Raw genomic sequence first — 11,323 nt, 5'->3', positions numbered from 1 at the left:
GGCCCCCGGGGAACCACCCGGGGGCCTCGGCGTCGGCGGGCCCCGGCCGCTCCGGTGCTCAGGAGGTTCCGGTCGCGGCCCAGAGCCTCCCGAGCGCGGCCATGCGGCGCAGAACGGGGACGGGGATGGCGGGGTTGCGGACGGCGTGCTCGGCGCTGTCGGCTTCGAGCAGCAGCGTCACCAGCAGATCCGGCGGTAGGGCGGGGTTGAGCCGGACCCGCCGGCGCACGCCTCGGTCGGTGTCGGTGACGAGCCGCCGGAGCGATTCCGGCGAGAGGCGCCGGTCCTGGGCGGCAGCCGCGCGGACGAGCGGATCGGGGTCGCGGCCGAGCTGCTCGACGAGGGCGCCGGTCGAGGCCGGGTCGTCGAGAGCGAGGGCCCGCAGGCGCGGGTTCGGGTCCGTCGCGTAGCGCAGCAGGCCCGCGCGGGGGAAGTTGGGGTGGTTGTGCGGTCGGCCGGGGAAGGACAGGCTCCCGTCCCACCAGGCGGCCACGTCCAGCAGCAGCTCCGCTGGAGCGTCGTCGCACGACTCGGCGAGGAAGAGCCGCACGACCCGGTCCCGGTCGCGGGCGAGCCCGGCCACCACGTCCGCGGGCAGGCGCGGCGCCCTGGCGACGCTGCGGCGGATCAGCAGGTTCGGCGAGGCCGCGAGCTGACGCATGGCGTCGGCGTCCCCGTGCAGGGCGCCGATCCACCACAGCGCCGTCGTTTGGCCCTCCGGGTCGATGTCGGGGACGTCGGCGGCCATCGCCGCGATCTCCTCCGGCGTCCCGGGCGGCGTGGCGTCGGGGTGCGGGGCGCGGCCGACGCCGCGGCCACCGCGGGAGAGCCGCCGGGCGGCCAGTTGCTCGCCCGCGAGCTCCTTGAAGAGCCCTCGTAGCCCGGCACCCGGCGTGGCGGCGACGAGCCGGTCCCACTGTGCGGCGGAGAGGCGACCGGATTCCGCGGCGATGACGCGCACGCGCCTGGCCCCGTGGACGACCGCGGCGTCCACGACCTCGGGCGGCAGGTCCTCCCGCCAGAGGAAGCCGGCTTCCTCGGCGTCCAGGAGGCTCAGGAGCACGTCGACGGGCGCCGAGCGGTTGAAACCGAGCCCGGAGAGCCAGGAACGGGCCACGTCCCGATCGAGGTCGGTGGCCGCGGTCAACCTGCTCCAGGCCTCGTCGGGCACGTCGGGCACGTCGGGCACGTCGGCAGCGTGTACATGGGTCGTCCCGGTCATTGGCCAAAGGCTAGAGCACCGGACCGGCGGCCCCGGCCCGAGGGCAGGGGGAGCGCATTCACCGGGGGGACCGCCCGGAACGTCGTAAAGCTGCTCGACAGCCGGATGCCAGCCCGAACAACCCCCGCCGCCTCCCGCCCGTTCGAGCCCATTCCGACCGCGACACGGGTCCGCCGGGGACACCGGCCGGTCGGGTGCGGAAGGGTGAGGCCGCCGCCCGTCCCGGGGCCACCGCGTGTGGCCCCGGGACGGGTGGCTTTGCGGCCACGACCGGCCGGAGCGACCCGAGACCGGGATGGTGGCATGACCCTTCAGGACACCCCGACCGCCGGAACCACCCGGCACGGGGACTTCGCCGAGCTGCGCCGACGCGTCGGCGAGGCCGGGCTGCTCCGCAAGCGCCCGCTGTACTACGGCTGCCGGGCCGCCGCCCTGCTGGGCGCCCTCGTCCTGCTGCTGGCCGGTTTCGCCGTCGTCGGCGCGAGCTGGTGGCAGCTCGCGCTGGCGCCCGTACTCGCCCTCGTGCTGGGCCAGTTGGCGCTGCTCGGCCACGACGTCGCGCACCACGCGGTGTTCTCCGGGCGCCGGAGCACCGACCTCGCGGGCATCCTGCTCGGCAACCTGGTGGTCGGGATGAGCTACGGCTGGTGGGTCAGCGACCACAACCGCCACCACGCCCACCCGAACCGGGAAGGGCGCGATCCGGCCGCCAACGCCATGCTCTTCGTCCGCACCGCCGAACAGGCGGCCCGTACCGAGGGGTTGAGGAGGACGGTCGCCAAGTACCAGGCGGAGCTGTTCTTCCCGCTGCTCTCGCTCCAGGCTCTCGGCCTGGTCGTCGCCACCGCCGTGACCCTGACCCGGGGCCGGCTGCGCCACCCGGTGCTGGAACGGACCCTCGCCGCCCTGCACTACGCCCTCGCGGCGGGCCTGCTGCTGGCCGTCCTCACCCCGCTCCAGGCGCTCGCCTTCGCCGTGCTGTGCGGCGCCGTGCTCGGCGTCTACCTGGGCTGCATCTTCGCGCCCAACCACAAGGGCATGCCGATGACCGGACCGGACGAGCAGCCCGCCGACTACCTCCGGCGCCAGGTGCTGCCCTCCCGCAACCTGCGCGCCGGGCGGTTCACCCACTTCCTGTTCGGCGGTCTCGGCTACCAGATCGAGCACCACCTCTTCCCGGCCATGCCCGTCCCGGCGCTGCGCCCGGCCTCGCGGATCGTGCGCGCCTACTGCGCGGAGGTCGGCCTGCCGTACGCCGAGGCGGGGCTGGTCGACTCGTTCCGGGAGATCCTGCGGGACCTCCGGGCGGTGGGCCGCTGCGTCGACGCGCCGCCGAGTGCGGCCGTACCCGGGGCCAGGGCCGAGGACGGTCGTGCCCGGGTCGAGAGTGGGGCCGCCCGCATCGAGAGCGGGGCCGCCCGGTGAGCCGCCTCCTGTCGGGGCCGGTGACGCTCGGCACCGCCGCACCCCCCACCCCCGGGCCGGACGGCGGACCGCTGCGGGTCCTGATCGTCACCGAGTCCTTCCCGCCGCAGCTCAACGGCGTCGCCCACAGCGTGCTACGGACCGCCGAGCACCTGAGCGCCCGTGGCCACCGCGTCCTGGTGGTCACCCCGGCGACCCGCACCCGGCGCGGCCCCGAGCGGGTGGACGGCTACCAGGTGCTCAGGGTCCCGTCCGTCCCGCTGCCCGGCTACCCGGAGGTGCGGATCGCCCTGCCCGGCGGGCAGTTGGCGGCCGCGATCGAGCGGCACCGCCCCCAGGTCGTCCACCTGGCCGGGCCGTTCGCCCTCGGCGCGGCCGGCGCCGCGGCCGCCCGGCGGGCCGGCGTCCCGGCCGTGGCGGTGTTCCAGACGGACATGGCGGCCTACGCCCGGACCTACCTCCCGTTCGCGGGCGAGGCCGGTGCCCGGACGGCCTGGCGGATCCTGCGGCGGGTCCACGGCGCGGCCGCCCGGACGCTGGCGCCCTCCCGGGCGTCGCTGGACGCGCTGGCCGCCCACGGCGTCCCCCGGCTCCACCTGTGGCCGCGCGGGGTCGACCGGGAGCGCTTCCACCCGCGCCACCGCGACGAGGCGCTGCGCCGCCGGCTCGCCCCGCGCGGCGAGGTGCTGGTCGGCTACGTCGGACGGCTGGCGGCCGAGAAGCAGGTCGACCGGCTGGTGCAGGCCTCCCGGCTGCCGGGCGTGCGGCTGGTGGTGGTCGGCGACGGCCCGTGCCGCGCCCCGCTGGAGGCCGCACTGCCGGACGCGGAGTTCCTGGGCCGCCGCACCGGGCACGAACTCGCCCGGCTGTACGCCTCGTTCGACGTCTTCGCGCACACCGGACCGTACGAGACCTTCGGCCAGACCGTCCAGGAGGCGATGGCCAGCGGCCTGCCGGTGGTCGCCCCGGCGGCCGGCGGGCCGCTGGACCTGGTCCGCCCCGGGCGCACCGGCTTCCTGGTGCCGCCCGGCGCGGGCGAGGAGTTCCGGACGGCCGTCGACCGGCTCGCCCGGGACGCCGGCCTGCGGGCCGAACTCGGCCGGGCGGGCCGCGCCGCCGTGGCCGAGCGCGACTGGGCGTCGATCGGCGACCGGCTGATCGGGCACTACCGCCTCGCCATCGCGGAGACCACCGGAGCCCTGCGGCGGTGAGCCGCGCGACGCCACCGCCACTCCACCGCAGCTCCGCTCCCGAAGGAACCAGCCCCCGTGCACCAGCCGCTCGCCGCCGCCTACACCCCCGGCACCGCACCCGCCGCCGACACCGCCGTCTTCCTGCACGGCCTGGGCGGCTGGACCGACAACTGGGCGGCCCTGATCGGCCAGTTGCGCGGCGCGGTGCACTGCCTGGCCCTGGACCTCCCCGGCTACGGCCGGTCGGCGCCCCCGCCCGGCGGCCTCGTCACGGTCGAGGGCCAGTCCGCGGCCGTCGCCGCCCACCTGGACCGCGCCGGGCACCGCCGGGTCCATCTGGTCGGCAACTCCCTCGGCGGCCTGACGGCCATGCACATCGCCGCCCATCGGCCCGAGTTGGTCGCCTCCCTGACCCTGCTCGCCCCCGTGCTGCCCGCCCTCCCCTCCCCCCAGGCCTTGCGCGCGGCGCTGCTCGCCCTCCCCGGCGCCCCGCGCCTGTACGCCCGGCTGCTCGCCGAGCGGAGCCCGGACCGCCAACTGGACGACCTCTACCGGCTGATCTACGCGGACCCCGCCCGGGTCCGCCCCGAGGTGCGCGCGGCGGAGGCCCGCGAACGGCTGCGCCGCAGCGAACTCCCGTACGCGGGAGGGATGCTGCCCGCGGGCATGCGCGCCGTGGTCCGCACCTCCCTGCACCGGGGCGCCGCCTCCCCCTGGCGCCAGGCGGGCCGGATCACCGCCCCCACGCTGCTGGTCTACGGCCGGGAGGACCGCCTCGTCCCGTTCCGGCTCGCCCCGCGCGCCTACGCCGCCTTCCGCGACGCCCGCCTGCTCACCCTCCCCGACACCGGCCACGTCGCCATGCAGGAACGCCCCGCCCCGGTCGCCGCCGCCCTCCGCGCCCTGATCGCCGAGACCGGACGGGCACCCGTACCCGTCCCGGTGGCCTGACGCCCCGCCGTCGTGCCGGTCAGAGCCCCGGCGTGCGGTGCAGGGAGATCAGCAGGCGCCAGACCCGCTCGGCGACCCGCTCCGGCTCCGCCGCGATCCGGCCGTGCAGCCAGTCGGCGAGCACCCCGGTGAACGTGCCGGCGACCGCGGCCGCCACCAGGTCCGGTTCCGGCGCTCCGGCCAACGCCCGCTCGGTGCGGCTGCGTTCACGCAGCTCGCGGTTGAGCACCAGGCCGAGCGGCCCGCCGCCGCCCGGCGCCAGTAGGGCGCGGTGGAGCCCGGCGTGCGGCACCAGCTCGGTGAAGAACCCGGTGAGGGCGGGCGGCGGGACGTCCGGGTCGGGCACGCCGCGCCAGGCGTGCAGCGCGTCCACCGCCACCCGGACCAGGTCGGCGCAGGCGTCCACCGCCAGCGCCTCCAGATCGGCGTAGTGCACGTAGAAGGTGGCCCGCCCCACCCCGGCCCGGCGCACCAGGGCGGCGACGCTGACCTCCGCGAGCGGCCGCTCGGCGCACTCCGCCAGCAGCGCCCGCCGCAGGGCGGCCCGGGTCCGCTCGGCCCTGGGGTCCACGGCGCCCCTCGGGTCCACGGCCCCCCTGGGGTTCAGGGCGTCCCACGGGTCCGGGGCGGCGCTCATCCGGCCACCAGGACGGCGCCGAGGGCAACCGCTCCGGGCAGGGCCTGGGCGAGCAGGATCCGCCGGTTCGCGGTGGCGCCGCCGTACAGCCCGGCCACCACCACGCAGGACAGGAAGAACACCTGCACCTGGTGGCCCGTGGTACCGCCGGCGAGCAGCCCCCAGACCAGCCCGGCGGCCAGGAAGCCGTTGTAGAGGCCCTGGTTGGCAGCCAGCGGCGCCGTCGCCCGGGCGAGCTCCGGGTCGAACCCGGACAGCTCTCGGCCGGGCCGCCGCTCCCACAGGAACATCTCCAGCACCAGGATGTACCCGTGCAGCACGGCCACCAGGCCGACCAGCAGTTCCGCCGTCGTACGCATCGTCAGCTCCCGAGTTCATGGACAGGTGTCCATATTATCTGGACACCTGTCCATGAAGTCCACCGGCACCCGCCCTCCGCCGCCAAAGCGGGTCGTTGGACCACGTACGGAACCTTGAGGCCACGAGCGGCCCATGGCAGGCTCATGGCGCATGATCGATGATTTCGCGAAGGACAACCTGCACGCGAGACTGCGGCGGGACCGCGAGGCACTGCTCTGGAAGCTCGACGGATTGTCCGAGTACAACGCCCGCCGACCGTTGACGGCGACCGGGACCAACCTCCTCGGCCTGGTCAAACACGTGGCCACCGTCGAGGCCAGGTACTTCGGCGAGGTCTTCGACCGCCCGTCCCCGGAGCCGCTGCCCCGGTGGCAGGACTCCGACGGCGGCGATCTGTGGGCGACCGAGGACGAGACCCGCGATCAGGTCATCGGGTTCTACCGGCGCACCTGGGCGCACTCGGACGCGACGATCAACGGGCTTCCCCTCGACGCCCCCGGCCACGTGCCGTGGTGGCCGGGGCCTCATGCCGACACGAACCTGTTCGCCGTCATGGTCCATGTCCTCGGCGAGTCCAACCGGCATGCCGGGCACGCCGACATCCTGCGCGAGGGCCTCGACGGCCGGACCGGGATGCGCCCCGAACACGAGCAGCAGGTCGACGAGGAAGCCCGTGCGGCCTACGTCGCGAAGGTCGAGCAGGCCGCCAGGTCGGCCGCACCGGTCAAGGCTTAGAGGGTGTCGACGGGCGGCCGACGGGCCGCCGACGAGCGGCCGGCGCCCGGTCCGGGGGATCCTGCACCTGGGCGGCGGCGCGAGCGCCGGCCACCGCAGCGGCACCGCCGCTCCCGAGAGGAGACCCGGACCATGGACGAGGACCCGGCCGACGAGACCGTCCTGCGCGAGGTGCTCGACCGCTGGAAGGACGCGGTCGACCGGCACGAGCCCGAACGCGTCGCCGCCCTCTTCACCGAGGACGCGGTCTTCCAGGGCCTGCACCCCTACAGTGTCGGGCGGCCCGGGGTGGCCGCCTACTACGCCGCCCAACCCGCCGGCATGACCGCCGAGTACGAGATCCTGACGATCGACCGCCCGGCCCGGGACCTCGTCCTCGGATACCTGGCCGTGGACTTCTCGTTCACCGACCGCCCGACGCTGAGCGTCTTCCTCGGCGTCCTGCTGCAACGGACCGCCGACGGCTGGGCGATCGCCCACTACCAGGTCTCCCTCCTGCCCCGGGAGGCCGCCGCGCCCCTGCGCGAGTTCCTGGTCGAGATCACCACCACCGTGCCCGAGGGCACGCCCGCGGCGGAGGTCGACCGCCGGCGCGCCGCCGAGGCCGTCCGCGCCCGCGAGCTGGCCGCCGCCGGGCGCCTGGCGCGGCTGTGGCGCCCGGTCGGCGAGCTGCGCAGCATCGGCGTCTGGTGGGCCGCCGACGAGGACGAGCTGCGCGAGGAGGTGCTCGGCAGCCTCCCGCTGCGGCCGTGGATGACCCTCACGGTGACCGCCCTGGAGTCCCACCCCAACGACCCGGCCCGGCCCTGACGGCCGGACCGGGCCCCACACGGGTCGGCACGGCTCGGCCCGCCCCACCCCGACGGCGCGCCGGGCGCGCTCGACGGTCTCCGCCTTCTCGCCGACGGATGGGCACCGTGAGGCTGCTACGGCTCTGTCCTCTGCGCCGGCACGGTCCCGGCGCCCCGCTGTTGTGGAACCCGGGTGGCGCGGGCGGTCGCGAGAGCGGCCAGCAGGCCCAGGGGGAGTGCGGTGAGCCAGACCAGGGCGGGCGGTCCGATGCGGCCGAGGGCCAGCCCGGACATCGGGCCGATCGCCGAGCCGATGTCCTGCGAGGTGGACAGGGCGGCCTGGTAGGTGGCGCTGCTGCCCGCCGGGGCGTGGCGGCTGACGAACGCCGAGGTGGTGGGGCCGTAGATCATAATGCCGAAGGAGGTGACGAGGGCCGCGGCGACGAGGGCGGGGTAGCCGAGGCCGGCGGCGGCGAACCCGGCGAGGCCGGCTCCTTGGAGGGCGGCGCCCAGGAAGAGGAGCCGGGCGGTGTCGCGGCGGCGGGCCCAGCGGCTGACGCGCATCTGGAACAGGATGATCGCGAGGGCGTCGACGGCGAACAGGATGGCGTAGGCCGTGGGGCTTATGGAGTCCACGCGGTTCAGGAGGACCAGGCCGTCCGCTTCCCACCAGGTGAAGGTGACGGTCAGCAGGCTGCCGCCGAGGATCAGCAGGGCCAGTCTGCGGTCGCGCAGGATGTGGGTGAACGGGCTGTGCACGTTCTCGGCCTCGCCGCCGGTTGCCTCTTGTGCGGTCTCGGGACCTGTGACGCGGTCGGCGGGGACGGTGATGAACACGGCGATCGCGGCGGCGACGAGCAGTACGCCCGCTACGGCGAACACGCTCGACAGCGAGAAGGCGACGGCGACCGCGCCCAGGACCGGTCCGACCACACCGCCGATGCTGGCCACCACGCGGGTCAGTCCGTAGGCCTGGTGAAGGTCCTCATCCGTGTGGAGGTCACCGATGAGGGCGGCGATCGTGGGGTGGAACGCCGACTCGAAGAGCCCTGCCGCCAGGAATAGCACGAGGGCGAGGACGGCGTGGTGGACCAGGAAGAGGCTGCCGTAGCCCAGGGCCATTCCCGTCGTGGAGAGCAGCATCATGCGGCGGTGCCCGATCCGGTCGGCCAGGACGCCCCCGGCCAGGCCTCCGGTGAACTCGCCGGCGGCCTGGACGAGGAAGAGGGCTCCGGCCGCTGCTCCGCCGAGTCCGCCGACGCGGTGGGCCCACAGGACGATGAACGGCAGCATGATGCCGTTGGCGAGTGCGCCGAGCAGCCGCACCGCGAGGAGGCCGCGGAAGGCGAACGTCACCTGCCGTGGGGTCATTCCGTCGCGGATCCCGGGCGCCAGGGTGTTCACGTGCGGTCTCCCGGCGTGGCGGCGGGGCGGGTCTCGGCGGGTGCGGCCGGGTCGAGGGTCCGGGCCGGGCCGGTGCGGTGGCGTGTGGTGTTCATGAGGGCTTCCTCTGCCGTGAGGGCCGTTGGGCACGGCGTAGCCGCCACCCAATTACGGGTCACTGTGTCTCGAAAGAGGCTAGCACCATTTCGAGGCACGGTGTCTTGTTAAGCTGGCCCCATGCAGAGCACCCCCCCAGAGCACGCTTCACCCGGGCGCCCCCGCAGTGAGGCGGCGCGGGTCGCCGTTCTCCACGCCGTCGACGACCTGCTCGTCGAGCAGGGATACGCGGCGATGACCATGAAGGGCATCGCCGAGCGGGCCGGGGTGGGGCGCCAGACGGTCTACCGGTGGTGGTCCACGAAGGCCGAGATCCTGCTCGAGGCAAGCACCAGTGACGCCGCCCACGAACTGGCCACGGAACCCCGAGCCCGCCCCACGGACGACCTCACCGCATTCCTCGAAGCGCTGACGTGCTTCCTCACCACCTCACCCGCAGGTCTCGCCTACCGGGCCCTGCTGGGCGAAGCGCAGCACGACAGCGCCGTACGCGACCTCGTCCGCACCGCCGACCTCCTCGGCACCGCAGCCCAGGCCGTACTCGCCCGCGTGAGCCCGCACGCCGCCCACATGCCCCCCGCGCCACTGGCCGCGGCCCAGCTCACCGGGCCCGTCCTCGCCGTCATCCTGGAGACCGGCGGCCCGCTGCCACCCGCCCTGCTCGCGGACCACGCCGAAATCCTGGTCCGGGCCTGGACCACAGAACCCGCACCCCGACCCGCTACCGCCGTGCGCCCGGGCACCGCCTGATCCGCAGCGGCTCTCCTCGAATCTCCTCGAGGTGCGGTACGGGGTCCCGGTCTTCCCCGTACGACCCTTCCCCGCACGCCCCTATCCCCGCACGCCTCAGGCAGGCGCGCCGGCCGCGAGGACCTGCCGCAGGTCCTGCACGGACGCGCGGATGAGCGCCGGCAGGTCCGAACCGTCCGGGCCGACCGGGTCGGCCGGCTCGGCGATCCAGCGCGCGACGGCGACCTTGAACACGGCCATGCCCGTCTCGGCCGCCAGGCCGGCGGTCGGCGCGGGGACGCCGCGGCCGCGCAGCGCCTCGGCGGTCGCCGCCGCCATCGCGTCGAGCTTGACCAGCTCGCGTTCCCGTAGCTCCGGGCTGGCCGACACGACGGCGTCGCGCCGCCGGACCCGTTCGGGGTTCTCCTGCAGGACGGCGCCCACGGCTTCGAGGGCCGCGCCCACCGCCTCCATCGGGGCCGCGTCGGCGGGTGCCTCCGCAACCGCCCGTACCAGCAGCTCCCGCATCAACTCGGTGCCGTGGAAGAGGACTTCGCGCTTGTCGGCGAAGTGCCGGTAGAAGGTCCGCTCGGTCAGCCCGGCCCGCACGGCGATCTCCGCCGCCGTGGTCCGCTCGAACCCCTGCTCGGCGAAGAGCGCCAGTGCCGCTTCCGCCAGCCGTCCGCGCCCGTTCGGCTCCCATCTGCCCATGCGGTGATCGTACGCGATGACAGTCCCTGACATCACTGCTAGCCTGACGACAGTCACTGACATCACTCGTTCGGAGGTTCTGTCATGCACGTCTTCGTCACGGGCGCGTCCGGCTGGATCGGCTCCGCCGTCGTCCCCGAACTCATCAAGGCCGGCCACCGGGTCACCGGGCTCGCCCGGTCCGACGCCTCGGCCGCCAAGGTCGCCACCTCCGGGGCCGAGGTCCTGCGCGGCGACCTCGGCGACCTGGACGCCCTACGGGCCGGGGCCTCCGCCGCCGACGCCGTCATCCACCTCGCCTTCGTCCACGACTTCACCGCCTTCGACGCCTCGATCCGCACCGACGCCCGCGCGGCCGAGGCCCTCGGCGAGGCCCTCGAAGGCTCCGGCAAGCCCCTGGTCGTCGCCCACGGGACGCCGGCGACACCCGGGCGGACGGCCACCGAGCACGACCGCAGCGCCCCCGGCTCCCTCGGGGCGGGCCGCGAGGAGAACGCCGCGGCCGTCCTCGCCCTGGCGGAGCGCGGCGTGCGCCCGTCCGTCGTCCGACTGCCCCGCACCGTCCACGGCGACGGCGACCACGGCTTCATCGCCCAGCTGGTCACCACCGCCCGCGCCAAGGGCGTCTCCGGCTACGTCGGCGACGGCTCCCAGCGCTGGCCGGCCGTGCACGTGCGCGACGCCGCCCGCCTGTTCCGCCTGACCGCCGAGCAGGCCCCGTCGGGCTCGATGCTGCACGCCGTCGGCGACGAGGGCGTACCGACCCGCGACATCGCCGCGGTGATCGGCCGCCACCTCTCCCTCCCGACGGCCGCCGCCCCGGCCGAGGACTTCGGCTTCCTCGGCGGCATCCTCGCCGTCGACCAGCCCGCCTCCAGCACCCTCACCCAGCACCTCCTCGACTGGCACCCCACCGGCCCCGGGCTGCTCGCGGACCTCGACCAGGGCCACTACTTCCGCTGATCCCACGGCACGGGCCCGGTCGGGGGCCCCCGGCGGGGCGGGGGCGGGCCCGGGGGGGGGGCGGGGGCGGGGGGGCCCCCCGGGGGCCCGGGGGGGGGGGGCCCCA

General features: G+C 75.5%; 12 protein-coding genes and 1 pseudogene. 8 read left to right on the top strand and 5 right to left on the bottom strand.

What is annotated here, in order from left to right; translation table 11 throughout:
- Positions 1–58: 58 nt before the first annotated feature.
- A complete protein-coding gene (locus ACFY2K_RS30655; RefSeq protein WP_387715838.1) occupies positions 59–1,222 on the bottom strand; it encodes a hypothetical protein in 1,164 nt (387 codons plus the stop codon).
- Positions 1,223–1,525: 303 nt separating this feature from the next.
- Here ACFY2K_RS30655 and ACFY2K_RS30650 point away from each other — a divergent pair, with 303 nt between their 5' ends.
- The 3 genes from ACFY2K_RS30650 (at position 1,526) to ACFY2K_RS30640 (ending at position 4,791) form a co-directional block, all read left to right on the top strand.
- Positions 1,526–2,647, top strand: a complete 1,122-nt coding sequence (locus ACFY2K_RS30650) for an acyl-CoA desaturase (protein ID WP_387715835.1) — start codon at positions 1,526–1,528, stop codon at positions 2,645–2,647.
- Positions 2,648–2,718: 71 nt separating this feature from the next.
- The gene (locus ACFY2K_RS30645) at positions 2,719–3,858 is read left to right on the top strand and encodes a glycosyltransferase family 4 protein (RefSeq protein WP_380532504.1); all 1,140 of its coding nucleotides are present in this window, start codon (positions 2,719–2,721) and stop codon (positions 3,856–3,858) included.
- Positions 3,859–3,915: 57 nt separating this feature from the next.
- A complete protein-coding gene (locus ACFY2K_RS30640) occupies positions 3,916–4,791 on the top strand; it encodes an alpha/beta fold hydrolase (RefSeq protein ID WP_380532497.1) in 876 nt (291 codons plus the stop codon).
- A 19-nt stretch (positions 4,792–4,810) separates the two neighbouring features.
- Here ACFY2K_RS30640 and ACFY2K_RS30635 read toward each other — a convergent pair whose 3' ends face one another.
- The gene (locus tag ACFY2K_RS30635) at positions 4,811–5,428 is read right to left on the bottom strand and encodes a TetR/AcrR family transcriptional regulator (RefSeq protein WP_380532494.1); all 618 of its coding nucleotides are present in this window, start codon (positions 5,426–5,428) and stop codon (positions 4,811–4,813) included.
- Positions 5,425–5,787, bottom strand: coding sequence for a DUF1304 domain-containing protein (locus tag ACFY2K_RS30630; protein WP_375884222.1), 363 nt, complete (start codon positions 5,785–5,787; stop codon positions 5,425–5,427). Before ACFY2K_RS30630 ends, ACFY2K_RS30635 begins: the two co-directional genes overlap by 4 nt.
- 151 nt (positions 5,788–5,938) lie before the next feature.
- Between ACFY2K_RS30630 and ACFY2K_RS30625 the strand changes: the two genes are divergently transcribed.
- The 3 genes and pseudogenes from ACFY2K_RS30625 (at position 5,939) to ACFY2K_RS30615 (ending at position 7,333) form a co-directional block, all read left to right on the top strand.
- A complete protein-coding gene (locus ACFY2K_RS30625) occupies positions 5,939–6,523 on the top strand; it encodes a DinB family protein (protein WP_387715831.1) in 585 nt (194 codons plus the stop codon).
- A gap of 132 nt (positions 6,524–6,655) precedes the next feature.
- A pseudogene (locus ACFY2K_RS30620) lies at positions 6,656–7,021 on the top strand (YybH family protein); the annotation flags it as partial.
- A gap of 21 nt (positions 7,022–7,042) precedes the next feature.
- Complete coding sequence (locus ACFY2K_RS30615) at positions 7,043–7,333, top strand: muconolactone Delta-isomerase family protein (RefSeq protein ID WP_387715988.1); 291 nt, start codon at positions 7,043–7,045, stop codon at positions 7,331–7,333.
- Positions 7,334–7,449: 116 nt separating this feature from the next.
- On the opposite strand, the gene ACFY2K_RS30610 is transcribed toward ACFY2K_RS30615, so the two are convergent.
- Positions 7,450–8,685 carry an MFS transporter gene (locus tag ACFY2K_RS30610; RefSeq protein ID WP_387715828.1) on the bottom strand — a complete coding sequence of 412 codons (1,236 nt, stop codon included), beginning with the start codon at positions 8,683–8,685 and terminating at the stop codon, positions 7,450–7,452.
- 249 nt (positions 8,686–8,934) lie between these two features.
- Here ACFY2K_RS30610 and ACFY2K_RS30605 point away from each other — a divergent pair, with 249 nt between their 5' ends.
- Positions 8,935–9,564, top strand: a complete 630-nt coding sequence (locus ACFY2K_RS30605; protein ID WP_380532484.1) for a TetR/AcrR family transcriptional regulator — start codon at positions 8,935–8,937, stop codon at positions 9,562–9,564.
- 96 nt (positions 9,565–9,660) lie between these two features.
- Here the strand turns inward: ACFY2K_RS30605 and ACFY2K_RS30600 are convergent, their stop codons facing one another.
- Complete coding sequence (locus ACFY2K_RS30600) at positions 9,661–10,254, bottom strand: TetR/AcrR family transcriptional regulator (protein WP_380532482.1); 594 nt, start codon at positions 10,252–10,254, stop codon at positions 9,661–9,663.
- A gap of 84 nt (positions 10,255–10,338) precedes the next feature.
- Between ACFY2K_RS30600 and ACFY2K_RS30595 the strand changes: the two genes are divergently transcribed.
- The gene (locus tag ACFY2K_RS30595; RefSeq protein ID WP_380588525.1) at positions 10,339–11,217 is read left to right on the top strand and encodes an SDR family oxidoreductase; all 879 of its coding nucleotides are present in this window, start codon (positions 10,339–10,341) and stop codon (positions 11,215–11,217) included.
- The last annotated feature ends 106 nt before the right edge of the window (positions 11,218–11,323 follow it).

This window comes from Kitasatospora sp. NPDC001309 (assembly GCF_042896295.1).
GTDB lineage: Bacteria > Actinomycetota > Actinomycetes > Streptomycetales > Streptomycetaceae > Kitasatospora.
The sequence above is the reverse complement of the archived record's forward strand: the minus strand, read 5'-3'. Positions and strand labels throughout refer to the sequence as shown.